Source organism: Shewanella halotolerans (assembly GCF_019457535.1).
Lineage (GTDB): Bacteria > Pseudomonadota > Gammaproteobacteria > Enterobacterales > Shewanellaceae > Shewanella > Shewanella halotolerans.
The window spans coordinates 2,363,112-2,388,382 of record NZ_CP080417.1 but is presented as its reverse complement, the minus strand read 5'-3'; the positions used below and the strand labels follow the sequence as shown (position 1 = coordinate 2,388,382).

Below are 25,271 nucleotides of genomic sequence, written 5' to 3'. Positions count from 1 at the left end.
GACTATAACAATGAAAAAAACTGCAATCATACTTGCCTTGGCGACAGCCGGTCTAGTTTCTGGCGCTCATGCCGCAGCACCCGAGCCTTTCAAGGTACAACATCTCGTTAAAATGAATAAACTGCATTCCAGTGCACTGTCTAATGACGGCACTAAAATCGTTTATGCAGTTAAAAAATTTGATGATAAGGGTGAGGCACAATCTGACCTTTATCTTCAGTCGCTGACCGATGGCAAGGTAAAACGCCTGACCTCGGCCAAAGGTACTGAGCATAGCGTTGCCTTTAGCGCAGACGATAAGAGGATCTACTTCCTGGCGGCGCGCGATGGCAGCTCACAGCTGTATGAGCTGGCACTCGATGGCGGCGAAGCGGTTAAGATCTCTAATCTGCCGCTGGACGTGGAAGGCTTTAAGCTGTCTCAAGATGGCGCTCAGGTCGTGATGAACATGCGTGTCTACCCTGAGTGTGACACCTTGAAGTGCACCGCCGACAAGCGTGAGCAGGAAGCCGAGCGCAAATCTACCGGCCGCGAATACAAGCAGCTGATGGTGCGCCACTGGGACACCTGGGGCGATCACAGCCGCAGCCACCTGTTTGTGGCAAAACTTGACGGCAAGATGATTGACACTGCCGTGGATGTGACTAAAGGCCTGGATACCGAAACCCCACCACTGCCATTTTCTGGCATGGAAGAGGTGACCTTTACCCCAGACGGTAAGTATGTGGTCTACAGCGCCAAGGCGCCGAGCAAGTCACAGGCTTGGGAAACCAACTACGACCTGTGGCAAGTCTCCGTCCTGGGCGGTGAGGCGAAAAACCTGACCGAGAGCAACAAGGCGTGGGATGCACTGCCGACTTTCTCGGCCGACGGCCGCTACCTGGCTTATCTTGCCATGAGCAAGCCAGGCTTCGAGGCGGATCGTTACCGCGTCATGCTGCGTGACACTGTGACCGGCCAAGAGAAAGAAGTGGCGCCGCTGTGGGATCGCAGCCCAAGCTCGCTGACTTTCGGCGCAGATAACCGCACTTTATATGTCACGGCGCAGGACCTGGGTCAGGTAAGCATCTTTGAGGTCAACACTCAGTTTGGTGACGTGAAGACGCTGCACAACGACGGCAGCAACAGCATCCTAGGCGTGACAGGCGATAAGATTGTCTTCAACCACAAGAGTCTGGTTGAGCCGGGCGATCTCTATACCATGTCTCTCGACGGTCAGAATGTAAATCGCCTGACCGAGGTGAACAAAGACAACCTGGCTAAGATCAAGTTTGGCGAGTTTGAACAGTTCAGCTTCAAGGGCTGGAACAACGAAGAGGTCTATGGTTACTGGATCAAGCCTGCTAACTACAAGCAAGGTAAGAAGTATCCCGTTGCCTTCCTAGTACACGGTGGCCCACAAGGCTCATTCGGCAACTCATTCAGCAGCCGCTGGAACGCTCAGCTATGGGCGGGTGCCGGTTACGGTGTGGTGATGATCGATTTCCACGGTTCTACCGGTTATGGTCAGGCCTTCACCGACTCTATCTCTAAGGATTGGGGCGGCAAGCCGCTGGAAGATCTGCAGAAAGGTTTGGCTGCGGTGACGGCTCAGCAGAAGTGGCTAGATGGCGATCGCGCCTGCGCCCTGGGTGGTTCATACGGCGGCTACATGATGAACTGGATCCAAGGTAACTGGAACGACGGCTTCAAGTGTCTAGTTAACCACGCGGGTCTGTTCGACATGCGCTCTATGTACTATGTGACCGAAGAGCTGTGGTTCCCTGAATATGAATTCGGTGGCACCTACCAGGACAACAAGGAGTTGTTCGAGAAGTTTAACCCGGTTAACTATGTCGATAACTGGCAGACGCCTATGCTGGTGATCCATGGAGAGAAGGACTTCCGTGTGCCTTACGGACAGGGCCTGGCGGCGTTTAGCTTCATGCAGCGCAAAGGGATCCCATCTGAGCTGCTTGTCTACCCAGATGAGAACCACTGGATCCTTAACCCAGACAACCTGGAGCAATGGTACGCCAACGTGCTGGGCTGGATGGACCGCTGGACCAAGAAGTAAGCCGAGTTTAAGACTCGCAAGATGTGGGTGATAATTTAGTCACCCGATCATAGAAAATAAAAAGCCAGAACTCAGTTCTGGCTTTTTTGTGGGCGTTTTTTGTATGCGATTAGCTTGCCCGAGTCTAGTTCACATGCGCTTCCAATGATAATCGGGCAGGGTGAGCTATCGTTTGCCTATATAGCGCTCTCATTCGACAAATTTGCACATGCCAAGTCCAAGAGGTTCCCCTGTTCTGGGGCTGTAGCCAAATTGAGAGTAAAACGCTTCCTTACCGCAGGCGGCCAACAGCCCAATGGTGGCGCCGGGCATGGCGTTTTCTGCAACAAAACTCTCTATCTCCTTCATAATAGATCTGCCTACATCTTGGTTTTGATACTCGGGTGAGATCACTATGTCTTGCAGATAAAAATACATAGCGCCGTCGCCCACAATACGGCCGTAACCCACAAGCTTCGAATCGATATGGGCGCAAACGTGAAAAAGCGAGTTATTCAGGCTTTGTTGAACCAGTCCAGGCTTGGGGTTTGTCCAGCCAACTGCAGTTCGCAAAGTCATGAACTCTTCGAGATCTGGTGCCCGGTTGCTTATTCTCACTTCCATCTTTCTCCTTGTGGTGTTTCCTAATCTTGCTAAAGATTTATCTCGTTGATTCATTTTATGATATTTTTTCTAACGCATTTGTAATGGGTATTTATTAGACTTAGCCTCATGGCAACTAATAGCCAGTGAACATCCAATTTTCAAAGACAGTCGCGTATGATGCAGATATATACATCCTCTGGGAGGCGAATCGCTTTTGCGCGTTCCATTCGAACAATTAAAATTGTGGGTCTGCAGATTACTTTAATTAGCACACTAAGTGTCAGGAGAGTCAGTCAAGATGAAAGGTAAATGTCTGTGTGGAGGTGTCGAATTTTACATAAGCGGATCTCTTCCTCACTTTTATCAGTGTCATTGTTCTTTATGTCGAAAGTTGTCTGCGTCCTCGTCAGATACCGCCACATTTCTTAATAAAGCGCAATTTACATGGATTAAGGGGGAGTCGCTTGTTAATTCATACATCAGTGAAACCGGTTATCGTTCTGATTTCTGTAGCAAGTGCGGCAGTACAGTACCTCACCTGATGAGTAATAAAAAGCAGTATTGGATCCCTGCTGGATTACTCGATGATGCGAAAGATAGCCGTGTCGTTGAGCATCTGTTTGTTGAGTCTAAAGCCCATTGGGACATTATTGGCGACAGCGGAGCACAATTTGAAGAGATGCCCGATATGGAAACCCTTAATAACGCATTGCAAAGATCAAATTGACGATCTCTTTAGGCTCGTCATTTCTCAGTAAGACCCTATCAAATTAAGCGTGTTATCTCCCTTAGCGGCAACCTGTGATGAGGCCTGAAAAATCTATGTCGCTTTCCAAAGTGGTCGGTCGAGATATGCGGCTAACTGTTTAGCGCTGGCTTCAATTTCTAACTCGCTGCCGTGATCCATAACATTGGCTCGCTCACCATCGCGAAAAACCAGATTAAGCTCATAGCTGCGGTACGATCGATTGTTAGAGCGTATAGACTCACTGATGATTTGTAATGCGTAGATGTCGCTGAGTCGTCCCTGACGACTGGCATCACCTCTTTTAGAGCCATCGTAGCTTTTGCCGCAAAAATAGGTGCCTAAGGTTCTGTCGAAGGTCATGTGCTTCTTGCTGGACAGCATCAAGAGACTAACCCCGATGAATAGGGCGCCAAGTAACGCCATGGCGCTGCCACCACCAGATTCACCTTCGAGAAACAGGGTGGGACTGACGATGAAAAATATCCCTAAACCAGGTAGCAAAAACATCGAATATAAAATAATAGCCGTGACAGAGTGCTTAATAACAATCCGGCCTTGGGTCTCGACCATATCTTGTGTTTTAAAGTTTGCGCCGCCAGATTTCAGCGGATCCCAGCTGGTCTTTTCGGCAACGGGGTCATCCGTGTCAGCTAATTTTAGTTCGAACTTGTTAATTCTAATGTCCTTAATCGCGCTCATGGGCGTTTCCTTCTATGGCATTACTCCTTAAGGGAAAGAGTGTAATGCTATGGGAGTATTGAGTTTGAATCTCAGTGTCGGCGTCAGTTTTGACTTGTCATCTTCTATGCGATTAGCGGCTTCTCAAGCGACAGTCATCACAAGCGACGATCACCACAAGCAACAGGCATTACATTGAGAATGAGTAAACAAAGAATCCTTTTAATGTGGGATTCCCTATCATCTATTACCTCTTAAGAACTGCGCACCTAGCCAGTTTTGTTTGCAAACTCTAGAAGTGATAATGCATTTTTACAATAACTTAGCACCGTCTTTGGCTGGTTGCCAATAGGTTGAATTGGGTAGAGCGTGGGAGATTTACTAAGCGAGACTGCTGATTGGTCGCTAGCTGTGTGATTCACCGCGAGCTCGGATATTGCTGAGCTCGCAAATGCTTAAGGGAATTCTGGGGACTTGCTTTCGATGCTGCGACGCTTAGTGCCCTGGCATGCCGTCGTTGATGCGATACCAAGAGGTGAGGCTGTATCTGTCGTAGTGTGACAGGGAGACCTCGTGTGGAAAGAGTTCGCTTAAGAAGATCACCATGGTACCGAACCTTGGCTCGACAACTTGGAATGGGGTTGTTTCGTCGCCTTCGTACATCAGCAGCTCACCGCCGTGGCTGGGTTGCCAGTCGGGGTTGAGATAGAGGATGCTGGTGAGCTTGCGGTTAGTCTGGCCCCTAAAGGCGTCGAGATGACGTTTATAGAAGGCACCGGGAGCGTAATAGGCCAGCATGGCTTCTTGATCGAACAGGCCCAGATAGAGATAGCGGTTAACGGCGAGGCGCAGCTCTTCTGACCAATCGAAGTAGTCTTTTGCGAACTCCACCGACTCGTTTAACCAGCAGATTTTATCCCGGCGAATCGACTCGACGACCTGTTGGTCTTGCTGACGACCTATAGCTGCGGCCTTAAAGTCTTCCTCGGCAAGTCCCGTGATGCCATCCAGCAGTTGTTGCAACATAGGCTGTGCAAAAATGTTGTGCAGCACGACATAGCCGTGGGTAGCGAGCCGATCGCAGATGTCGGCAAACAGGATATCTTTGAGTTCAGAATCTGAAGGTGAGTCTAAATGTGCTGTCAATGGCTTAGGATCCTAACATGGGGTGAAGCCTTATAGCCTTAAGCTGACAGTCTTGCTAACTAATAATTTTTGTGGTCAAGGTAAAAAGCTTTTTCTTTATTTATTGATTAGTAAAAACAATGGGATATCGCTATTCAGGAGTAGGGCTTGGGGCTGTAAGAGAGACATAAAAAAGGTGCTCTATGAGCACCTTTTGCTTAGTAAATGAGTAAGACTGGTCGCGACGCTAGGGCTCGCGCGAGTCCCTCAAGCGATTAGACGGCGTCTTGATACTTCTTACCGTAGAAGCTGGCGGTGAGGATCGCCTTGAGCTCAGCAATCAATGGGTATCTTGGGTTTGCCCCGGTACATTGATCGTCGAAGGCGTCTTCGGCAAGCTCGTCGAGTTTAGCGAAGAAGTCGGCTTCGTTGACGCCTGCTTCTTGGATCGAAGCCGGAATGCCAATCGTCTTCTTGAGTTCATCGATTTTTTCGAGCAACGCTTCCACTTTTTCTTCATCGCTAATGCCTTCGCCTGTCGCGCTTTTTAATTTGAGATGTTCGGCAATCTTTGCGTAACGACAAAGGGCCTTGGGTCGATCGTACTGGCTGAATGCGGCCTGCTTGGTTGGTAGATCGGTCGCGTTAAAGCGGATCACGTTGCTGATCAGCAGGGCGTTTGCTAAACCGTGTGCCAGGTGGAACTCGGCGCCCAGCTTGTGCGCCATAGAGTGACAGATCCCCAGGAAGGCGTTAGCGAAGGCGATGCCGGCAATGGTGGCGCCATTATGCACCTTCTCGCGGGCCACCGGAGCCTTGGCGCCCAAGGCGTAGGCGTCTGGTAGGTGTTTCACCAGCAGATCTAGTGCCTGCAGCGCCTGACCGTCGCTGTACTCGTTGGCCATCACGCTGACATAGGCTTCCAGCGCGTGGGTGATGGCGTCGATACCCCCGAAGGCGGTAAGCGACTTTGGCATATCCATCACCAGGTTAGGGTCGACGATCGCCATGTTGGGCGTCAGCTCATAGTCGGCAATCGGATACTTCATGCCGGTCTGTTCATCGGTGACCACGGCGAATGGTGTCACCTCTGAACCTGTGCCTGAGGTGGTAGGGATAGCTACCATCTTGGCCTTCTTGCCCAATTTCGGGAACTTGTAGATGCGCTTACGAATGTCCATGAAGCGCAGCGCCAGATCGGCAAAGTCGACTTCAGGATGTTCATACATGACCCAGATGATCTTGGCTGCATCCATCGGCGAGCCACCGCCGAGGGCGATGATCACATCGGGCTGGAAGCTCTTGGCCACACTGGCACCTTGGTTAACGATCGCCAGGGTTGGGTCCGCCTCTACTTCGTAGAAGACTTCGGTTTCCAGGCCCTGAGACTTTAAGATCTTGATGGTCTCATCGCAGTAGCCGTTATTAAACAGATACTTGTCCGTGACGATCAGCGCGCGTTTCTTATCGCTTAACTCTTCGAGGGCGATAGGTAAGCTGCCGCGGCGGAAATAGATAGAGGAGGGGAGTTTATGCCACAACATATTTTCGGCTCGCTTAGCGACAGTTTTCTTGTTGATCAGGTGGCTAGGACCTACGTTTTCTGAGATGGAGTTACCGCCCCATGAGCCACAGCCCAGGGTGAGTGATGGCGCCAACTTGAAGTTGTAGAGATCGCCGATGCCACCTTGTGAGGCCGGGGTGTTGATCAGAATACGCGCAGTTTTCATGCGGTAGCCGAAGGTTTTTACCCGCTCTGTCTGGGTGTCCTGGTCGGTATAGAGGCCAGATGTATGGCCTATGCCGCCCAGTGTCACTAAGGCTTCGGCCTTGTTGAGCGCATCGTCGAAATCGCTGGCGCGGTACATGGCCAGTAGCGGAGAGAGCTTCTCATGAGCGAAGGCCTCGCTTTCGCTGATCTCGGTTGCCTGACCAATCAGCACCTTAGTGCTGGCGGGCACCTTGATGTTGGCCATTGCCGCTATGGTCGCGGCGCTCTGTCCTACGATGTCGGCATTGAGCGCACCATTTTTAAGGATCACCTTCTGCATCGCCTTGGCTTCTTTGCTTGAGAGCATGTAGCCGCCATGGCTGGCGAAACGCTCTTTGACAGCGTCATAGACGGCGTTGACCACGACCACGGCCTGCTCTGATGCACACACCACGCCGTTATCGAAGGTTTTTGACATCAAAATTGAGCTGACCGCGCGTTTGATGTCGGCGGTCTCGTCGATAACGATAGGCGTGTTACCCGCGCCGACACCGATTGCTGGCTTGCCTGAAGAGTAGGCGGCCTTCACCATGCCTGGGCCACCTGTGGCCAGGATCAGGTTGATCTTGTCGTGGGTCATCAACTGGTTAGACAGTGCCACGCTAGGCTCATCGATCCAGCCGATGATATCTTTCGGCGCGCCGGCTTCGACCGCAGCTTCGAGCACCAGGCGGGCGGCGGTAGTGGTCGATACCTTGGCTCTTGGGTGCGGCGAGAAGATGATGCCGTTACGGGTCTTGAGGCTGATCAAGGCCTTGAAGATGGCAGTAGAAGTCGGGTTAGTTGTCGGCACAATACCGCAGATGAGGCCCACTGGCTCAGCGATGGTGATGGTGCCGAAGGTTGGGTCTTCCTCAAGGATGCCACAGGTCTTGTCATCCTTATACTTGTTGTAGATGTATTCGGAGGCGAAGTGGTTCTTGATCACCTTATCTTCCAGTACACCCATACCGGTTTCGTTGGCCGCCATCTTGGCCAGGGAGATACGGGCATCGGCCGCGGCCAGGGCGGCGGCGCGGAAGATTTTATCGACCTGCTCCTGACTAAAGTTGGCAAATTGTGCCTGGGCCTTGGCGACCCGTTCGACCAGTTGGTCGAGTTCCTGTTGGTTGCTAACAGTCATAATAAGATCCTTGGAAAAAAATTTAGCGAAAATCGGTTTTGGCTAAATTCTCTTTATGAAGGAAAATTACACCTTTGGTGGGGTGTTAACCGTGATCGGCGCCGCAAAACCGCCTGTTAATGTAATAAAATGACATTGTGAGCACAATGTGACGGCTTTCACTGGGTTAATTTTAGTCGGGTAAAAATAGAATATTTAAGTCAAAGTTGTGAATTGTGATAGAAAATCTCGTTTTTCCACGGAAGAGACATACTGTACAGTAAGCGTTTTTCAACCATACTGCTTTTTAACCGACTATAACGTCACTTGAGGAGATGACATTGGATTTAACACTTTATGTTAAATTTTTTCTTGGCTTGGTAGCGATAATCAACCCCATAGGTTTGCTGCCCGTGTTTGTGAGTCTGACCAGTCACCAGACGGAAGCGGAGCGCAACCATACCGGCAAGGTCGCCAACTTTGCCGTGGTGGTGATCCTGCTTGTGACCATCATCGCCGGCCAGCATATCCTCAACATGTTTAGTATCTCGCTGTCGGCGTTCAGAATTGCCGGCGGCACCCTGATTGCCATCATCGCCATGTCCATGCTGCAAGGTAAGCTGGGCGAGGTGAAGCGTAACCAGGAAGAAGACAGGGAGGCGTCGGGCATGGAGTCGGTTGCCGTAGTCCCTCTGGCCTTGCCATTGATGGCCGGCCCCGGTGCGATCAGTTCGGTGATCGTCTCGGCGGCGCAGCACAACACCTTTAGCGACCTTATTGGCATGTCGATCACTGTGGTGATCTTCGGCCTCACCAGCTTCACCCTGTTTCGTATGGCGCCGGTGATCTTCAAGCTGCTGGGTAAAACGGGCATCAACGTGATCACCCGTCTCATGGGTCTGCTGATGCTCTCTATCGGTATCGAGGTGATGGCGGCCGGTTTCAAGGGCCTGTTCCCCAGCCTGATAGGCAGCTAACCAGCTCTGGAAAAAGTCTCTGAATAAGAAAAACGCGCCTGGTGCGCGTTTTTTTATGCCTTTTTATGGGACTATTGCGTTGGGCTTACTGCAGATCGATCAGCGACCCCGCCTTGGCACTAAACAGATGTTGGTGCAGGCGTGCGGCAAACTCATCTGTCATTCCCGAGATATAGTCGGCGATCACCCGGTTGCAATTGCCTTCTTGCTGGGCCATCTGTTGCCAGCGCTCCTGGGTATTGAGCGGCAACAGACGCTCGGGATCTGAGGCGAAGGCCTCGAACAGCTCCATCACTATCTGCTGGCCCTTGTACTCCAACATCTGGATCTCAGGTTTGCGGATCACCCGCTTGTAGACAAACTGCTTGAGCACATGGAGCGCCTCGTCGAAGGGGGGCTCCAGGCGGGCGTTATATCTGAGCAGTGGCTCGCAAAAATTGGGGTTTTCATCGATCAAGATGGCGGTGACGAAACCGTTAACCAGGGTACCAATAGCGTCTTTGCGCAGGTGATTTTCCAGCGCAAACAGCTTATCGCCTATGGTAGCGAATTCCTTGGCAATCCATTCATCGTCGCTGCCCGCTAGCAGGCTGGCCACATCTTGCTGCCACATGGCCTGGGTGACGATGCCCATGACGATGGCATCTTCGAGATCGTGAATGGCATAGGCGGTATCGTCTGCGAGCTCCATGATGGAGCAATCGAGCGACTTATACCGGGTGCGTCTGTGTTGATCTCTTGCTCCGGGCTCAGCCGAGACGAATCGTTCTCTGTCCTGGAGCGATAGCGGCTCGAGTACCCAGTCGAGCACAGGCTTGTCCTCAAAGAAGATCCCTTTAACCGGACGCCACTGGCTTGGCTTAAGTTGACGATAGCTGTCGACCTCTGGCCTTGGCTGGGACTGATACAGTTCATTGTGGCTGGCGGGATACTTGAGGATCCCCAGCAAGGTGCGCCGGGTGAGGTTCATGCCAAAGTGTTGGGTATAGGGCTCGAGCGCGGTGAGGATCCTGAAGGTTTGTCCGTTGCCCTCGAAGCCGCCGTCGCTGCGCATCATATAGTTGAGCGCGACCTCGCCGCCGTGACCAAAGGGGGGATGGCCAATGTCGTGGGCCAGACAGAGGGATTCTATCAGGCTCATCGAATCGAGCAGATGATGCAGATCTGGGTATTTCTGTTTGAGCTGGGCGCAGATCCCTGTGCCTATCTGCGACACCTCCAGCGAGTGGGTGAGGCGGGTGCGATAGAAGTCGTTCATGCCGACACCCAGTACCTGAGTCTTGGCCTGCAAACGTCTGAAGGCGGCCGAGTGTAGAATGCGGGCGCGATCGCGCTGATAGGGGCTGCGGTGGTCGTTGCGCCTGAGTTTATCTTCGCCTAAGCGTCTCTCATGCCAGATGGCCGATGTCATATGCTTTCCTCTTTGCCAGACATTGCTGCTAAAGCAGGCGATTGATCTCGTCGAGGTTTAGCTCGAAGCTGGGAATAAACGTATCAATAAAATATTTTACCGCCGGATCTGGATTCTTGCTTAGGGATTCGGTGAGGCGTCGCTTGGCGGTATTGAACTCATGGTTGCCGGCCGTCTGCTCTTCTAGGCATTTGAGGTAGGCGCACAGGGTATCGGCGGATTTCACCAGCTGTTTGTACTCCTCGTCGGCTTGATCGCTCAGTAAAAGATCCCGGTAATCTTCTTGAAACTCTTCGGGCACCATCTCCAGCAGCCTGCGCTCGGCGATCGCCTCTATCTTCTTGTACTCGGCCTCGATCTCCTTGTTGAAATATTTGACCGGGGTGGGTAGATCGCCGGTGAGGATCTCGCTGGCATCGTGAAATATCGCCAGGGTGGCGGCGCGCTCCGGGCTGAGCTGCTTATTGAATTTCTTGTTGGCTATGATGGCTAAGGCGTGGGCCACCATGGCGACCTGTAGCGAATGTTCCTGTACGTTTTCCGGGCGGACGTTGTACATGAGCGGCCAGCGTTGGATCAACTTCATCCTGGCCAGGTGGGCGAACAAATGACTCATACTGCTTTCCCTGTTGCTAAGTTGCTGTAACAGTAACACAGGGCAAGTAAATAGAAACAGTGTCTTATACCAATCGTAATAAAAACTTGATCATGCTAGCTTGTTAAAACGCTTGATAACGGCGTTAGGATTTTTAATCCTGGAATTACTAACTCTGGAATAACTACTTATCTAAATATCTTGCCTTGTTCTCAGGTGTTTTTCCTGCGCTATATCTGCTCACTGATTTATTGTGATTGGTATTAAGAATAAAAAAAGCGATCCTGAGATCGCCTTTTCTTTGCTAAGTTACCGCAAGAAAGCTTATTGGCTGTAGCTGGTGAGGAAGTCACCGAACTCCACCAGCGCCTTTTGCAGATCTTCCTTGTGGGGCAGGAAGACGACTCTGAGATGATCCGGCTCTGGCCAGTTAAAGGCGGTGCCTTGTACCAAGAGAATTTTCTTCTCTTTGAGTAGATCCAGTACCAGTCGCTCGTCATCCCTCAAGTTAAACTTCTTGGCATCCAGCTTAGGGAAAGCATATAGCGCGCCCTTAGGTTTCTTACAGCTCACCCCTGGGATCTGATTGAGTAGCTCATAGCAAGTATTGCGCTGCAGCGTGAGTCTTCCTTCAGGGGCCACCAGCTCATTGATGCTCTGATAGCCGCCGAGCGCGGTCTGAATCGCGTGCTGATTGGGGACGTTGGAGCACAAACGCATAGAGGCCAGCATATCCAAGCCTTCGATATAGCTCTTGGCGGCCTTGAGATTGCCCGAAAGCATCATCCAGCCAACGCGAAAGCCCGCGGCGCGGTATGATTTGGAGAGACCATTGAAGGTCACGGTGAGAATGTCATCCGACAGCGTCGCCGCCGGAATATGAATCGCGCCATCATACAAGATCTTGTCGTAGATCTCGTCGGCAAACAAGATGATGTCGTGCTGACGGCATAGTTCGATAATCTCCAGCAGTAGCTCGCGGGAGTATACGGCGCCGGTTGGGTTGTTGGGGTTGATCAGCACTATGCCGCGGGTGCGGCTGCTAATCTTGGATTTGATGTCGTCGAGATCGGGAAACCAATCTGATTCTTCGTCGCAGCGATAGTGCTGCGCCTTGCCGCCTGAGAGGTGTACCGCCGCCGTCCACAGGGGATAGTCGGGTGAGGGCACCAGCACCTCATCGTCGCTGTTCAGCAGGCCCTGCATCGCCATAACAATAAGTTCCGACACGCCGTTGCCTATATAGATATCCTCGATATCGACGCCAAATAGCCCCAGACTCTGGTAGTGCTGCACGATCGCCTTGCGCGCCGAGAACAGCCCCTTGGACTCGCTGTAGCCCTGGGCGCTGGGCAGGTTGAGGATGACGTCGCGCACTATCTCTTCCGGGGCCTCGAAACCGAAGGGGGCCGGGTTACCTATGTTGAGCTTAAGGATGCGATGGCCTTCATCTTCCAGGCGCCTAGCTTCCTTATGGACAGGTCCGCGGATGTCGTAACAGACGGTGTCGAGTTTATTGGATTTAATGATAGGGCGCATCGAAACCTCGTGATTGCCGGTAAAGAAAAAAGCTGATTGTGTCAAAGCTCGTAAGTTATCGAACAATAACGAAAAAAAGTATTGTTTAAAAGGGGCTTTGCTGCAATTTAGGAAATATTTTCAGAGGAAAATGCTAAATAGCTTATTTGTTAAAAAATAAAATAGAGTTTTATTCTGGCTGGTTTGCTGTTAGCAGTTGTTGTCACTACATTCGTAAGCTTCAGGCACAAAAAAGCCAGCGATTTACGCTGGCTTTTGTTATCGAGTTAACGGCTTGTTTAAGCGCGCTTCTTGAACTCGTGTGTGCGAGTGTCGATCTCGATCAGGTCGCCAGTCTTAACGAAGTCAGCAACGCTTAGGGTTGCACCACCGGCGATAGTAGCAGGCTTCATGACTTTACCTGAGGTGTCGCCACGAGCTGAAGGCTCAGTGTAGGTCACTTCACGTACAACAGTGGTTGGCAGTTCAACAGAGATTGCCTTGCCTTCATAGAAAGTTACCTGGCACTGTTCTTCCATACCGTCAACGATGTAAGCAGCTGCATCACCTAGGTTGTCGGCTTCAACGTCATACTGGTTGTATTCGGCATCCATGAAGACATACATAGGATCGGCGAAGTAAGAATAAGTACAATCAAGACGGTCTAGAATGATATCTTCCATCTTGTCTTCACCCTTAAAGGTGGTTTCGGTAGATGACTCTTGAAGTAGGTTCTTCAGCTTCATCTTAACGATAGCCGCGTTACGGCCTGAACGAGTTGTTTCAGTTTTTTGAACAACCCATGGGCTGCCATCTAACATGATCACGTTACCAGGACGGATTTCATGAGCAGTTTTCATTTCTCTATTTCCTATATTTTAGGGTGTTTCTATTTCAACGCAGTATCTTAGCTATTTTTAACGAATTGAACTAGTCGTGTTGCAAGATCTGCATCATTTAATGCTTCATTCGGCCAATCTTGTGCGTGTTGCGTGAGGGCCAAATGCGCGTTATCCACTTGTTGCCACAGGGAAAACAGTGTTTTCTGCTCGCCTTGGTTAAAGCCGATATTGAGCTTTTTCCAGGCGTCGGCGATTTCTGGGGCCAGATTATGACAATAAAGTGCCATAAAGGCTTCTAATTTTATCAGGTGATAGTCTTCTTCCTGGGGATAGATATGCCAGATAAAGGGTTTCGCGGCCCATTGGGCGCGCAGGAAGGAGTCTTCACCACGTACTATGTTGAAGTCACAGCTCCACAGCAGGCGATCGTAACCCTGTTGATCTGTCATCGGTAGCAGATGTATGGTCAGCTTGCCATGATGAAAACGACTTCCTGGTGTCAATGCCTGCTGCTGGTCGATGAAGGCTCCAAGGCTATTGAGGCTGCGACCGATAGGCACTAACAAATGCACTTGTCTTTCACCTTCATGCCAATGGCGGCATAGGGCATTGAGACTTTCGGTTTCATAGCTGAACAGGCTGATGACGGTATCATGCTCATCGATGCCACTTAGGCCCAGTGCCTCAAAATAGGCCTGTCGCTCCTTGTTCTCCTGCCACATTTGACGGCGCTCCAGCAGATCCGCTTCGCAGATAAGGCCGCCAGTCTTGTTGGTAAAGCCAGGAAAATAAAACTGTTTCTTCAGGCCACTGCGCTGCAATGAGGGGAGGCCATGGCAGCCTTCGACCCAATCTTCTGCGCTCAGATACTCAAGGTTTAGCCAGACGGGCACCTTGTCACCGGCTTGATGTAGCGCAGCTATCTTGCCGAGCACTTCGGGGGGGAGTTCACAGGCAAAGGCCTCGATAAGCACCTCTCCCGGCAGATACTCCTGGCTTAGCGGCGCATCCCACCGTTTGATGCAGACGCCCTCGAAGTTTTGGCTCGCACATTTAGGATCCAGCTTTGGCAAGATATGGGCAAAACTGGCTAAGTCATCCACCCATAGGGTGATGGCCAATCCATATTCCTTCGCCAGCTGTTTGGCCAGACGCCAGGTGACGCCAATATCGCCATAGTTATCGACGACGGCGCAGAAGATATCCCAGTGGTTGGCGTGTGTTTGACTCTGCATGGGGTTAGCTAATTTGGGTTCTCTATTACTCGGGGAGTGTTTAACGCGACTTATTTCTTCGCCACTATCCCTTTGCCATTATCCCTTCACCATTCTTGCTTCGCCAAGGCGAGAGTGAAGTATTGCATTGGGGCTTATATGTCAGGGCTAATGTATCAGTGCTAAAAAAAGCGGCTATTCGCCGCTTTTTATACTGATGTGGCCGAAAGATTAGTCTTCCAGCTCTGCCAGGCACATCTCTTCGTAGATCTGCTTAACCCAGGCATCGACACGCTCTTCGGTCAGCTCAGGTTGACGATCTTCGTCGATACCCAGACCCACGAAGTGCTTATCGTCGGCCATGCCTTTAGAGGCTTCGAAGTCGTAGCCGTCGGTTGGCCAGTGACCGATAACCACGGCGCCGCGCGCCTCAACGATCTCGTTAACCATGCCCATGGCATCGAGGAAATACTCGGCGTAGTCTTCTTGGTCGCCACAACCAAAGATAGCGACTAGTTTACCATCGAAATCGATCTGTTCTAATTCAGGGAAGAAATCGTCCCAATCGCATTGGGCTTCACCGTAATACCAGGTCGGGATACCGAATAGCAGCAGATCATATTCTGCAATCTGTTCTTTGGTACTCTTAGCGATATCCTTAACGTCGACCATCTTCTTACCCAGTTTCTTCTGGATCATTTTGGCGACGGCTTCGGTATTACCTGTATCACTGCCGAAAAAAAGACCTACAGTTGCCATTGTCTTTCCTTTATCTAGTTCACTGACGTTTGTTTCAATACCACTTAAGATCAGCTTCTGACCTGCTTAAGCAGTATCGATTCGATTAATTGGCTGCGGCTGATGTTACTGGCCAAAGCCTTTTCATTCAAGGCGTCGTATAAATCTTGTGACACCTTTAACTCTATTCGTTTCAATCCTGCGGCTCTGTCGCGCTGGATCTGATTTCGTTTGTTGACCTTTAATTGCTGCTCCCGGGGAAGGGGATTGCTGCGAGGGCGTCCTCGGCGTTTCTCCGTTGCAAACAGGTCTATCGTTGTTCTGTCTGAAGATTCTTTTGCCATCGAATGTTCATTTAACCTATGCCAGAGCTCTCCCAAGAGAGTTGGATCAAGCCCTTAGCTATAAACCCGGCACAGCCGAGAAATAATACCAACCAAACAATATAGCGGCCAAATTTAGGGACATTTCCCTGTTTGAGCACGTCATGTATTGCCATACCAATAAAGAAAAATATCGCCGCAAAAAACAGGTTTAAGCCAACTGCCTCTATCTGTTCCATATACTGAGATAACATGCTGCGTTCCCTCAGGCTAAAAAAAGAGGCGCGAATATACCATAGTTAAGTAACGTCTGCTACACGCTTTACAGATAAGATTCAGTCATTTTCCGCGATAAACTCGGCGACGATGCGGTTGAAAATAGCTGGTTTTTGTGCGTGTAACCAATGACCTGTGCCGGCCAGTGACTTGGCCTGGATCTTAGGAAACTGAGACAGGAACGCCTGGCGGTGCGCCGCGGTGACATAGTCTGAATCGGCGCCGCGAATGCACAGGCTAGGGCCAGTGTAGGCTCTATCTGCCAGTGGCCAACCGATCAGGTGCTCATAGCTGGATTTCAGTCCGGCCAGGTTCATCTTCCAGGCAAAGCCTTGTTCATCCTTGGTGAGGTTTTTCAGCAGAAACAGCGCCGTACCTTCGTCGATACCGGCACCGAGCAGTTGCTTTTGCGCATCAGCGCGGTTAGCCAGCGCGCTAAGGTCTAGGTTGCTTAGGCCGGCAAACACTGTCTGATGCCTGGGCTGATAGGCGACGGGCGCGATATCTGCCGCTACCAGGCTCCTGACGCGATCGCCGTAGAGTAGTGCGGTGGCCATGGCGATCTTGCCACCCATAGAGTGGCCGACCAGGTGTGCCGACTCCAGCTCGAGTTCATCCATCAAACCAATTACAGCCTCGGCCAACATGGGATAATCCATGTTGGGCCAGTGCGGGCTGAGGCCATGGTTTGGCACATCGATGCGGATCACCTGATGATCTTCGAGTGCATTGCCTAAGGTTTTTAGGTTATCCAGGTTGCCAAACAGGCCATGGATAAGGATAACCGGGCTACCTTGTCCCGATTGGGTGTAATTCAAGCTGGTCATGGAAAGGCTGGTCTTGGAAAATTAAGCGTGAAAATAATTGCCCAAATTGTGCCTGTAAATCGCTGCAAAAGACAGCATTAAGCGCGATCGCGCCATTCTCTGACGGGTTTTTGCGCACTTGAGGCGTAATTTATTGATCTTGTAACCAACTTGTGGATTTTTAATGCGATCGCTCTTTATTCCTGTGGGAAAGATAGCATACACTTGAACGGATCTGGCATCAGTTGCTGCGGATCGCGTTCGCGATAACAATAACCTAATTACCTTTACCGTCTAAGGAAGATTCTAGTCATGAAATATATTGAGATTGATGAAGAGCTATATCGCCATATTGCCAGCAAGACAGAGCGCATAGGAGAGAGTGCTTCAGAGATCCTGCGACGATTACTCGGCCTAGACGTAGAGACGGTTGCCATGGAGCAGCCTAAGCAGATCAGCCAGCCAGGCCTAGATAAAGAGGTGGCGCAAACTCATCAGGCGGCGAGTATCGACCCCGAGACCTTGATTGACAAGGGGGTGCTGGCCCAGCAAAAAGGCGCCGTTGGCCGTTTCCTGTTTACCTTAGAGGCTATCTATAAAGCGACGCCTAATCAGTTTGACCAGGTGCTGCAGATCCAGGGGCGCGATCGTCTCTATTTTGCGACCTCTAAAGAGTCGCTACTCAAGGCCAGTAAGTCGGCCAACCCGAAAGAGATAGGAAACAGTGGCTTCTGGGTCACCACCAATAACAATACGGCGAAGAAGCGCACCATCCTAAGCGAAGTGCTAGGTCAGTTCGGCGTGCAAGAAAAACAGATTGAATCCATTATTGGTAATATTTAAATGAGATACTGAGGCTCAATCTACCCGACACTTAGGAGTACATTTTGGCGCTACACGAGCGAGCCGGTAAACCGGCACAACAAAGGGACTTGGTTAATATTCCTAAACTGATGAGCCACTACTATCGGCTCTCACCGGATGTGACCAATGATGCGCAGAAGGTCACATTCGGCACCTCGGGCCACAGAGGCTGTGCCTTTAATAAGAGTTTCAACGAGAAGCACATCTTGGCCATTGTTCAGGCCGTAGTCGACTATCGACTCGATGCCGGTATTCAAGGGCCTATGATAGTGGGCATAGATACCCACGCGCTGTCTCAGGCGGCTTACGTTACCGCCCTCGAGGTACTGACCGCCAATGGCGTGCAGGTGATTGTCGCTAAGAACGATGAGTATACCCCGACCCCAGTTGTGTCCCATGCCATCATAGCGGCCAACAGAGTGCAGGGGGCTGGGCTTACCTATGGGCCTACCGACGGCCTTATCATCACGCCATCGCACAATCCGCCTCAAGATGGCGGCATCAAATACAATCCTCCTCATGGTGGTCCCTCCGAAGGCGGTATTACGGCCTGGGTCGAGCAGCGTGCCAACGAGTATCTGGCTAAGCAGCTAGAAGGGGTTAAGCGCCTGACCTATGCAGTGGCGGTCACGACCAGTCTTATTCAAGAGCGCGACCTGATGGCGGCTTATGTCGAAGATCTAGAGCAGGTGATCGACATGCAGGCCATTAAGCAGGCCGGTATTCGTATCGGCGTCGATCCCCTCGGCGGCTCAGGAATTCACTACTGGGCCAAGATTGGCGAGCGCTTTGGGCTGGATATTACCCTGGTGAACGATCGCATCGATCCCGCTTTTGGTTTTATGCCCCTGGATAAGGATGGCAAGATCCGCATGGACTGCTCATCGCCCTATGCCATGGCGGGACTGTTGGCCCACAAGGATGCCTTCGATATCTGTGTCGGTAACGATCCCGATTACGATAGGCACGGTATCGTCTGCCCGGGCAGCGGTCTGATGAATCCTAACCATTATCTGGCGGTGGCTATCGAGTATCTCTTGTCCCATCGCCCGCAGTGGTCTGCCGATCTTAAGATAGGCAAGACACTGGTCTCCAGCGCCATGATAGACAAGGTGTGCCGTGAGCAGTCGCGCAGCCTCTGTGAGGTGCCGGTTGGCTTTAAATGGTTCGTCGACGGCCTGGCCAATGCCAGCTTCGCCTTCGGCGGTGAAGAGAGTGCCGGCGCCGCCTTCCTACGTCGTGACGGCGGCAGTTGGTGTACTGATAAAGATGGTTTCATCCTGGCGCTGCTGGCGGCAGAGATACTGGCGGTAACGGGTAAGACGCCGGCTAAGCTTTACGCCGAGATGGTCGAGCGTCACGGCGAGAGCTTCTACAAGCGTATCGACTCGCCGGTTAACCCTAAGCGTAAGGCTAAGTTTAATCAGTTGGTGAGCGAGCCCCTGAATGTCAGCGATCTTGGCTGTGAAGCCATGGCGGGAGATGCCATCCTCGAGGTGTTGACCCATGCCCCGGGCAATGGTGCGGCTATCGGCGGCATCAAGGTAGTGACCGAAAAAGCCTGGTTCGCCGCGCGCCCATCGGGCACAGAGGCGTTGTTTAAGCTCTATGGCGAAAGTTTTGTTAGCGAGGCGCATCTCGAGCAGGTGCTCGAGCAGGCCCAGGAGATGATAGAGCGGCTGTTGGCCTAATTGAAGTCGGCCAAACTCGCTCTGGTCTAACTTGCTTTTGACTAAACCTTGGTCGGTTACTCTATAGCAGCTTAATACTTAGACAAAATAAAAAGCCAGTGAATCACTGGCTTTTTTGTGGGCGCAGCTTGCATCGGCTGCATGTAAAACTCGGTGCTAGTAGGTGAGGTGACAGCTAGGCAAGTTGTTCTTTTCCAGATAGTTCTGATGATACTCCTCCGCCTTATGGAAGGTGAGCACAGGGACTATCTCAGTCACTATGGGTCTTAGCCCCCATTTACCGCTGCGGGCGAGGGCCAACTTTGAGGCTTCGGCCTGTTCCTTCTGTGTCTTGTCGTGGAAGAAGATGGCGCTGCGATACTGGCTGCCGATATCGCCGCCCTGCATATTGAGCATGGTGGGATTATGGTTACTCCAGAACACGGCCAGCAGATCGTCGAAGCTCACCTTGGTCTCGTCAAACTCGACCTGTACCACCTCAGCGTGCCCTGTTTTGCCGGTCTTAACCTCTTTATAGGTGGTCGCCTTGTCATCGCCGCCCATATAGCCACAAGTGGCAGAGATAACGCCGTCTATCTGTTTGAAAAAATACTCTACACCCCAGAAACAGCCTGCGCCAAATGTTGCTAATGCCATGGTTGACCTCTTGTCGATTAACGCTTATCTATCTTTTGTTCATCTAGGTAACGAATTATCTAGTGTCTAAATTATCTAACGAATCGTCTAGCGAATTTAAGTTTATACGTTTAGATGGCTAGACGGCTTTATTCTGTATTATCTGATTAACGAATGCAACAGGGAAAATATGCGGCGATCGACTGGCCCGCGTGGTCGTCGACTCGCTTAAGTGTTACTATGCTGGCCAACTGATAATAATGCTAATAAATCCAAGGAGTCGCTATCTTTCAGGCCTACAAGGTGGGCGCTGTGATGGTGATGCAGTAAGGAGTTTGCAGTGCAAGACACCCTGATGTTGTCGAAAGACTTTTTGCAATTGACACTAGACAATCCTGTCGGCCTCAAGCCGTTTGAATTTACCCTGGGGCAACACACACAGGTGTCGGTATGGGATACCGGCGTCATCCAATTTGAGCCGCTCGTTACGCATGAAGCAGATCAAGAGGGCGAGCTAGATGGAAAGGAAGATGCGCTTAAGAGCATAGTGCTCTCGTCGGCGGTTCATGGTAACGAGACGGCGCCAATCGAGCTGTGTGATCAGCTTATTACCGCGCTCCTGTCTGAGACGCTGATCGCCCGTCATCGGGTGCTGTTTTTAATAGGTAACCCCCCAGCCATCCTAAACGGTACCCGTTTCGTCGAAGAGAACCTTAATCGTCTCTTCAGCGGCGCCCACGCCAAGGGTGAGAGCAATGCCGAGCGGGTACGTGCTAAGAAGCTGGAGCAGTATGTGGATCGCTTCTTTAACGCGGCGCCGGAAGTCGGCAGTCGTTATCACTACGACCTGCACACGGCAATTCGCGCCTCTAAGCATGAGAAGTTTGCCATCTATCCTTATCCACATGGCGCACCATACAGTGGCGAGCAGATCATGTTCCTGGCCGCCTGTGGCATCAACACAGTGCTGTTTCACCACGAACCCACGACTACCTTCAGTTACTTCTCTGCCCATGGCTATCAGGCCCATGCCTTTACCATAGAGCTTGGCAAGGTGATGCCTATGGGGCAGAACGATATGACGCGCTTTATCGCAGTGAAAGAGATGTTGACCCGTCTGGTAAGCGGCCGGGACCTCGAGCTTGGTGAGTTTGATCCGAGTAAGGTGAATCTGTATCAGGTTAATCGCTCAATCAATAAGCAGTTTGACGACTTTAGCTTTACCTTCGCCGATGACGTAGAGAATTTTACGGCGTTTCCAAGAGGTTATATATTGGCTAAGGATGGCGGGACTGAGATTAAGGTCGAGGCCGAATCTGAGTCTATCGTGTTTCCCAACGCCAATGTGCCGGTTGGCCAGCGCACTGTGCTGTGTTTAGTGCCTGCCAAAGATTATCGCGTGGTTTAGGCTCCGGCTTGTAAAGCTAGCGATACATGGGTGAGGGTAGCTAGTTGTTAGCCGCGCCCTGTGATAGCTTGCTAGGTAGTTTACGTTAACGTAACTTTAAGGCCGCGTCATAATAGAGAATAGTGAACAACTTAGGCTGTTCGCAGTCAGATAACAAGAATACTCAGCTGATAAGAGAATAGTATGAGCAACGCAACGAGCAATACAGAGACTGTCCATCGCGTCAGTTTTCTCGATAAGGATTCATTATCTATCCCGATCCTGAAGATCCTTCAAGCCGACGGTACCACCTTTGAAAATGCTGTGTTACCCGTGATCGATCAGGATTTGGCTGCCAAAATTTATGATACTTGTGTGTTCACACGAGTACTCGATGAGCGCATGTTAGCCGCTCAGCGTCAGGGACGGATCAGCTTCTACATGACCTGTACCGGTGAAGAAGCCGCCGTGGTCGGCAGTGTCGCCGCGCTGGATCAGGACGATGTTATTTTAGCCCAGTACCGTGAGCACGCGGCGATTCGCTATCGTGGCTTCACCACTGAGCAGTTTATGAACCAGATGTTCAGTAACGAGAAAGATCTGGGTAAGGGCCGTCAGATGCCGATCCACTACGGCTGTGAGGCGCTCAATTACCAGACCATCTCATCGCCGTTGGCCACTCAGATCCCACAGGCGACGGGTGTTGGCTATAGCCTCAAGATGCAGGGCAAACGTAACGTTGCCATCTGCTACTTCGGTGAAGGCGCTGCCTCAGAGGGCGATTTCCACGCCGGCCTGAACATGGCCGCAGTGCTGAACTCTCCTGTTATCTTCTTCTGTCGTAACAATGGTTACGCCATCTCGACCCCGACCAACGAGCAATTTGCCGGTAACGGTATCGCCAGTCGTGGTGTGGGCTATGGCATGCATACCATTCGCGTGGACGGTAACGACATGCTGGCGGTAATGGCCGCGACCCAGCAGGCAAGAGCCTATGCGTTGGAGCACAACAAGCCTGTGCTGATCGAAGCCATGACCTATCGTCTTGGCGCTCACTCCTCTTCGGACGACCCATCTGGTTACCGTTCTAAGGATGAAGAGGCCAAGTGGCAGCAGCATGATCCGGTTAAGCGCTTCAAGCTTTGGTTGATCAACAAAGGCTGGCTCGCCGAGAGCGACGATGCGGCTATGTATGAGAAGTACCGTGAAGAGGTGCTGGCCGCAGTGAAGGTTGCCGAGAAGCTACCTGCACCGGGTATCGACGAGATCATCGAAGATGTCCTCGACGAGCCGACGCCTAGACTCAAGCAGCAGCTGACCGAGCTTAAGCAGCACATCAAGAAATATCCTGATTCCTATCCACGCAGCGCAGGGAGAGATTAAATCGTGGCAAAGATTAATATGTTACAAGCCATCAACGATGCCTTGACCATTGCGATGGAAACCGACGACAAGGCGGTGATCTTCGGCGAAGACGTTGGCCATTTTGGCGGCGTATTTCGCGCTACTTCGGGCCTACAGGATAAGTTTGGCCGCGATCGTTGTTTCAATACACCGCTGACAGAGCAGGGGATTGCTGGTTTTGCCAACGGTCTGGCATCTAATGGCATGACGGCGATTGCCGAGATCCAGTTTGCCGACTATATCTTCCCGGCCTTCGATCAGATCGTAAACGAGTCAGCCAAGTTCAGATACCGCAGTGGTAACGAGTTTAATGTGGGCGGTATCACCTACCGTACCCCTTATGGTGGCGGTATCGCCGGTGGTCACTACCACTCACAATCGCCAGAAGCGTACTTCACTCAGACTCCTGGTCTAAAGGTGGTCGTGCCCCGTAATGCCTATCAGGCTAAGGGCCTGCTGCTTGCCTCGATTCGCGACAAGAACCCTGTGGTCTTCTTTGAGCCTAAGCGTCTCTACCGCGCCAGTGTGGGCGAGGTGCCGGATGAAGCCTATGAGATTGAACTAGGCAAGGCGGAAGTGGTTCAGGAAGGTACAGATATTACCGTGCTGGCCTGGGGCGCTCAGATGGAGATCGTCGATGAGGCGGCTAAGATGGCGGCCAAGAAGGGGATCTCTTGTGAGGTTATCGACCTGCGTACACTTGCGCCTTGGGATGTCGATACCGTTGCTGCCTCGGTGAAGAAGACTGGGCGACTGGTGATCAACCATGAAGCGCCGCTAACAGGTGGCTTTGCCGGCGAAATCGCCGCGACCATCCAGCAGGAGTGTTTCCTCTATCTGGAATCACCAATTAGCCGTGTATGTGGTTTGGATACGCCGTATCCGCTGATCCATGAGAAAGAATATATGCCTGATGCGCTCAAGACCTTTGAAGCGATCAAAGCATCGATGAAATACTAGGAGCCCCAGGCATGATTAAAGATTTTATTTTGCCCGATATTGGCGAGGGCGTGGTGGAGTGTGAGCTGGTTGAGTGGTTGGTTGCCGAAGGCGATACCGTCACCGAAGATCAGCCCATTGCTGATGTGATGACAGACAAGGCGCTGGTACAGATCCCGGCGGTTCACGGTGGCATTATCAAAAAACTTCACTATAAGAAAGGTGATATAGCTATCGTCCACGAACCGCTGTATTCGGTGGAAATCGATGGTGAGCTAGACGGCGATGCGACCACGGAATCGGCAGCTGAAGAAACTGTCGTTCAATCTGATTCACAGCCAGTTGCCGGCGGCAAACGCGTCGAAGAGTTCCTGTTACCGGATATCGGTGAAGGGATTGTCGAGTGTGAACTGGTGGAGTGGTTGGTTGCCGAAGGTGACATGGTGGTGGAAGACCAACCTATCGCCGATGTGATGACCGACAAGGCACTGGTGCAGATCCCGGCCATCAAGAGCGGTAAGGTTGTCAAACTGCATTACCGTAAGGGACAACTTGCCCAGGTGCACACCCCGCTTTTCTCTATCGAGGTAGAGAGCGAAGAGGGGGCCGTTGCCGCGCCGGTAGCAGATAGCGCCCCAGCTGCGGTTGACCACGAAGAGGTTGAACTTCACGCCCCAGCAGGTAATGGCAAGGCGCTGGCCAGCCCGGCCGTTCGTCGTCTGGCACGCAGCTATGATATCGATCTCAGCCTGGTACCGGGTTCTGGTAAACATGGCCGAGTCTATAAGGAAGATGTCGAGCGCTTCCGTAGCGGCGAAGCCGTGAAGGCTAAGGCGGCGAAAGCACAGGCCCAAAGCGAGCCAACAGCTGCGCCTATAGCGGTTTCAGCAGGCGATCGCGTCGAGCCTATTCGTGGCGTCAAGGCCGTCATGGCCAAGATGATGACAGAGTCTGTCTCTACCATCCCGCACTTCACCTATTGTGAAGAGCTGGATCTGACCGAACTGGTTGCGCTGCGCGAATCGATGAAGGCGCGCTACTCGAGTGACGATCTTAAGCTGACCATGATGCCTTTCTTCATGAAGGCGATGTCGCTGGCCTTGACTCAGTTCCCTGGCATCAACAGCCGTGTGAACGACGATTGCACCGAGCAGACCTTCCTCGCGTCACACAACATAGGCATGGCGGTAGACTCTAAGGTGGGTCTATTGGTGCCAAACGTGAAGGATGTGCAGCATAAATCTATTCTTGAGGTCGCGGCTGATATTACCCGCCTTACCAAGGATGCCCGCAGCGGTCGTGTCAGCCCGGCGGACCTTAAGGGGGGCAGCATCTCCATCTCGAACATCGGTGCCTTGGGTGGTACTGTGGCAACGCCTATCATCAACAAGCCTGAGGTGGCCATCGTCGCCCTGGGTAAGTTGCAGACCCTGCCGCGCTTCAACGATAAGGGTGAGGTCGAGGCTCGTAAGATCATGCAGATCAGCTGGTCTGGCGATCACCGGGTGATAGACGGCGGCACCATAGCCCGCTTCTGTAATCTGTGGAAGCAGTATCTCGAGTCACCACAGGAGATGTTACTGGCGATGCACTAATCGCACGTAGC

At 51.7% G+C, this 25,271-nt stretch carries 23 protein-coding genes; 9 read left to right on the top strand and 14 right to left on the bottom strand.

Going from position 1 to position 25,271, the window contains the following annotated elements:
* Positions 1 to 10 precede the first annotated feature (10 nt).
* Positions 11 to 2,056 carry a dipeptidyl-peptidase 5 gene (locus tag K0H81_RS10210; protein ID WP_220058249.1) on the top strand — a complete coding sequence of 682 codons (2,046 nt, stop codon included), beginning with the start codon at positions 11 to 13 and terminating at the stop codon, positions 2,054 to 2,056.
* A 189-nt stretch (positions 2,057 to 2,245) separates the two neighbouring features.
* On the opposite strand, the gene K0H81_RS10205 is transcribed toward K0H81_RS10210, so the two are convergent.
* Entirely contained in the window at positions 2,246 to 2,659 is a 414-nt protein-coding gene (locus K0H81_RS10205; RefSeq protein WP_220058248.1) for a GNAT family N-acetyltransferase, read from the bottom strand.
* Between the two features lie 280 nt (positions 2,660 to 2,939).
* Here K0H81_RS10205 and K0H81_RS10200 point away from each other — a divergent pair, with 280 nt between their 5' ends.
* Positions 2,940 to 3,368, top strand: a complete 429-nt coding sequence (locus K0H81_RS10200) for a GFA family protein (RefSeq protein WP_220058247.1) — start codon at positions 2,940 to 2,942, stop codon at positions 3,366 to 3,368.
* A 93-nt stretch (positions 3,369 to 3,461) separates the two neighbouring features.
* Here K0H81_RS10200 and K0H81_RS10195 read toward each other — a convergent pair whose 3' ends face one another.
* The 3 genes from K0H81_RS10195 to adhE all read right to left on the bottom strand — a co-directional run bounded on the left by K0H81_RS10195 (position 3,462) and on the right by adhE (position 8,086).
* Positions 3,462 to 4,088, bottom strand: coding sequence for a hypothetical protein (locus K0H81_RS10195; protein WP_220058246.1), 627 nt, complete (start codon positions 4,086 to 4,088; stop codon positions 3,462 to 3,464).
* A gap of 474 nt (positions 4,089 to 4,562) precedes the next feature.
* Positions 4,563 to 5,213 carry a 2OG-Fe(II) oxygenase gene (locus K0H81_RS10190; protein WP_220058245.1) on the bottom strand — a complete coding sequence of 217 codons (651 nt, stop codon included), beginning with the start codon at positions 5,211 to 5,213 and terminating at the stop codon, positions 4,563 to 4,565.
* Between the two features lie 254 nt (positions 5,214 to 5,467).
* A complete protein-coding gene (gene adhE / locus K0H81_RS10185) occupies positions 5,468 to 8,086 on the bottom strand; it encodes a bifunctional acetaldehyde-CoA/alcohol dehydrogenase (protein WP_220058244.1) in 2,619 nt (872 codons plus the stop codon).
* Between the two features lie 320 nt (positions 8,087 to 8,406).
* Here adhE and K0H81_RS10180 point away from each other — a divergent pair, with 320 nt between their 5' ends.
* Complete coding sequence (locus K0H81_RS10180) at positions 8,407 to 9,042, top strand: YchE family NAAT transporter (RefSeq protein ID WP_041406624.1); 636 nt, start codon at positions 8,407 to 8,409, stop codon at positions 9,040 to 9,042.
* 85 nt (positions 9,043 to 9,127) lie between these two features.
* On the opposite strand, the gene K0H81_RS10175 is transcribed toward K0H81_RS10180, so the two are convergent.
* From K0H81_RS10175 to K0H81_RS10135, 9 genes are all read right to left on the bottom strand, one after another.
* Positions 9,128 to 10,453, bottom strand: coding sequence for an anti-phage deoxyguanosine triphosphatase (locus K0H81_RS10175; RefSeq protein WP_220058243.1), 1,326 nt, complete (start codon positions 10,451 to 10,453; stop codon positions 9,128 to 9,130).
* 28 nt (positions 10,454 to 10,481) lie between these two features.
* Positions 10,482 to 11,069, bottom strand: a complete 588-nt coding sequence (yfbR, locus tag K0H81_RS10170; protein ID WP_011865711.1) for a 5'-deoxynucleotidase — start codon at positions 11,067 to 11,069, stop codon at positions 10,482 to 10,484.
* Positions 11,070 to 11,372: 303 nt separating this feature from the next.
* On the bottom strand, positions 11,373 to 12,587 hold the full coding sequence (locus K0H81_RS10165; protein ID WP_220058242.1) for a pyridoxal phosphate-dependent aminotransferase: 1,215 nt from the start codon (positions 12,585 to 12,587) through the stop codon (positions 11,373 to 11,375).
* 278 nt (positions 12,588 to 12,865) lie between these two features.
* Positions 12,866 to 13,426, bottom strand: a complete 561-nt coding sequence (gene efp / locus K0H81_RS10160; protein WP_011865713.1) for an elongation factor P — start codon at positions 13,424 to 13,426, stop codon at positions 12,866 to 12,868.
* Between the two features lie 47 nt (positions 13,427 to 13,473).
* The gene (earP, locus tag K0H81_RS10155; protein WP_220058241.1) at positions 13,474 to 14,643 is read right to left on the bottom strand and encodes an elongation factor P maturation arginine rhamnosyltransferase EarP; all 1,170 of its coding nucleotides are present in this window, start codon (positions 14,641 to 14,643) and stop codon (positions 13,474 to 13,476) included.
* Between the two features lie 210 nt (positions 14,644 to 14,853).
* Complete coding sequence (gene fldA / locus K0H81_RS10150; protein ID WP_011865715.1) at positions 14,854 to 15,381, bottom strand: flavodoxin FldA; 528 nt, start codon at positions 15,379 to 15,381, stop codon at positions 14,854 to 14,856.
* Positions 15,382 to 15,431: 50 nt separating this feature from the next.
* Complete coding sequence (gene ybfE, locus K0H81_RS10145; protein WP_011865716.1) at positions 15,432 to 15,704, bottom strand: LexA regulated protein; 273 nt, start codon at positions 15,702 to 15,704, stop codon at positions 15,432 to 15,434.
* An 11-nt stretch (positions 15,705 to 15,715) separates the two neighbouring features.
* On the bottom strand, positions 15,716 to 15,937 hold the full coding sequence (locus tag K0H81_RS10140) for a DUF2788 domain-containing protein (RefSeq protein WP_011865717.1): 222 nt from the start codon (positions 15,935 to 15,937) through the stop codon (positions 15,716 to 15,718).
* 81 nt (positions 15,938 to 16,018) lie between these two features.
* A complete protein-coding gene (locus K0H81_RS10135; protein ID WP_491573769.1) occupies positions 16,019 to 16,777 on the bottom strand; it encodes an alpha/beta fold hydrolase in 759 nt (252 codons plus the stop codon).
* A gap of 300 nt (positions 16,778 to 17,077) precedes the next feature.
* Between K0H81_RS10135 and seqA the strand changes: the two genes are divergently transcribed.
* Together seqA and pgm are read left to right on the top strand one after the other, a co-directional pair.
* Positions 17,078 to 17,608 carry a replication initiation negative regulator SeqA gene (gene seqA, locus K0H81_RS10130; protein WP_220058239.1) on the top strand — a complete coding sequence of 177 codons (531 nt, stop codon included), beginning with the start codon at positions 17,078 to 17,080 and terminating at the stop codon, positions 17,606 to 17,608.
* Between the two features lie 44 nt (positions 17,609 to 17,652).
* Complete coding sequence (gene pgm, locus K0H81_RS10125) at positions 17,653 to 19,320, top strand: phosphoglucomutase (alpha-D-glucose-1,6-bisphosphate-dependent) (RefSeq protein ID WP_220058238.1); 1,668 nt, start codon at positions 17,653 to 17,655, stop codon at positions 19,318 to 19,320.
* A 156-nt stretch (positions 19,321 to 19,476) separates the two neighbouring features.
* On the opposite strand, the gene msrA is transcribed toward pgm, so the two are convergent.
* Entirely contained in the window at positions 19,477 to 19,956 is a 480-nt protein-coding gene (msrA, locus tag K0H81_RS10120) for a peptide-methionine (S)-S-oxide reductase MsrA (protein WP_220058237.1), read from the bottom strand.
* A gap of 334 nt (positions 19,957 to 20,290) precedes the next feature.
* Between msrA and astE the strand changes: the two genes are divergently transcribed.
* From astE to K0H81_RS10100, 4 genes are all read left to right on the top strand, one after another.
* A complete protein-coding gene (gene astE / locus K0H81_RS10115; protein ID WP_434086886.1) occupies positions 20,291 to 21,343 on the top strand; it encodes a succinylglutamate desuccinylase in 1,053 nt (350 codons plus the stop codon).
* Positions 21,344 to 21,526: 183 nt separating this feature from the next.
* Complete coding sequence (locus K0H81_RS10110) at positions 21,527 to 22,705, top strand: thiamine pyrophosphate-dependent dehydrogenase E1 component subunit alpha (RefSeq protein WP_144199235.1); 1,179 nt, start codon at positions 21,527 to 21,529, stop codon at positions 22,703 to 22,705.
* A gap of 3 nt (positions 22,706 to 22,708) precedes the next feature.
* Positions 22,709 to 23,686: an alpha-ketoacid dehydrogenase subunit beta gene (locus tag K0H81_RS10105; RefSeq protein ID WP_220058235.1), complete on the top strand. Its 978-nt coding sequence runs from the start codon at positions 22,709 to 22,711 to the stop codon at positions 23,684 to 23,686.
* 11 nt (positions 23,687 to 23,697) lie between these two features.
* The gene (locus K0H81_RS10100; protein ID WP_220058234.1) at positions 23,698 to 25,260 is read left to right on the top strand and encodes a dihydrolipoyllysine-residue acetyltransferase; all 1,563 of its coding nucleotides are present in this window, start codon (positions 23,698 to 23,700) and stop codon (positions 25,258 to 25,260) included.
* The last annotated feature ends 11 nt before the right edge of the window (positions 25,261 to 25,271 follow it).

Bases quoted from the DNA above. Each gene is read 5' to 3' on its own strand.
- K0H81_RS10210 (WP_220058249.1), top strand. From the start codon at position 11: ATGAAAAAAACTGCAATCATACTTGCCTTGGCGACAGCCGGTCTAGTT.
- K0H81_RS10205 (WP_220058248.1), bottom strand. From the start codon at position 2,659: ATGGAAGTGAGAATAAGCAACCGGGCACCAGATCTCGAAGAGTTCATG.
- K0H81_RS10200 (WP_220058247.1), top strand. From the start codon at position 2,940: ATGAAAGGTAAATGTCTGTGTGGAGGTGTCGAATTTTACATAAGCGGA.
- K0H81_RS10195 (WP_220058246.1), bottom strand. From the start codon at position 4,088: ATGAGCGCGATTAAGGACATTAGAATTAACAAGTTCGAACTAAAATTA.
- adhE (WP_220058244.1), bottom strand. From the start codon at position 8,086: ATGACTGTTAGCAACCAACAGGAACTCGACCAACTGGTCGAACGGGTC.
- K0H81_RS10175 (WP_220058243.1), bottom strand. From the start codon at position 10,453: ATGACATCGGCCATCTGGCATGAGAGACGCTTAGGCGAAGATAAACTC.
- yfbR (WP_011865711.1), bottom strand. From the start codon at position 11,069: ATGAGTCATTTGTTCGCCCACCTGGCCAGGATGAAGTTGATCCAACGC.
- K0H81_RS10165 (WP_220058242.1), bottom strand. From the start codon at position 12,587: ATGCGCCCTATCATTAAATCCAATAAACTCGACACCGTCTGTTACGAC.
- efp (WP_011865713.1), bottom strand. From the start codon at position 13,426: ATGAAAACTGCTCATGAAATCCGTCCTGGTAACGTGATCATGTTAGAT.
- earP (WP_220058241.1), bottom strand. From the start codon at position 14,643: ATGCAGAGTCAAACACACGCCAACCACTGGGATATCTTCTGCGCCGTC.
- fldA (WP_011865715.1), bottom strand. From the start codon at position 15,381: ATGGCAACTGTAGGTCTTTTTTTCGGCAGTGATACAGGTAATACCGAA.
- ybfE (WP_011865716.1), bottom strand. From the start codon at position 15,704: ATGGCAAAAGAATCTTCAGACAGAACAACGATAGACCTGTTTGCAACG.
- K0H81_RS10140 (WP_011865717.1), bottom strand. From the start codon at position 15,937: ATGTTATCTCAGTATATGGAACAGATAGAGGCAGTTGGCTTAAACCTG.
- seqA (WP_220058239.1), top strand. From the start codon at position 17,078: ATGAAATATATTGAGATTGATGAAGAGCTATATCGCCATATTGCCAGC.
- msrA (WP_220058237.1), bottom strand. From the start codon at position 19,956: ATGGCATTAGCAACATTTGGCGCAGGCTGTTTCTGGGGTGTAGAGTAT.
- astE (WP_434086886.1), top strand. From the start codon at position 20,291: ATGTTGTCGAAAGACTTTTTGCAATTGACACTAGACAATCCTGTCGGC.
- K0H81_RS10110 (WP_144199235.1), top strand. From the start codon at position 21,527: ATGAGCAACGCAACGAGCAATACAGAGACTGTCCATCGCGTCAGTTTT.
- K0H81_RS10100 (WP_220058234.1), top strand. From the start codon at position 23,698: ATGATTAAAGATTTTATTTTGCCCGATATTGGCGAGGGCGTGGTGGAG.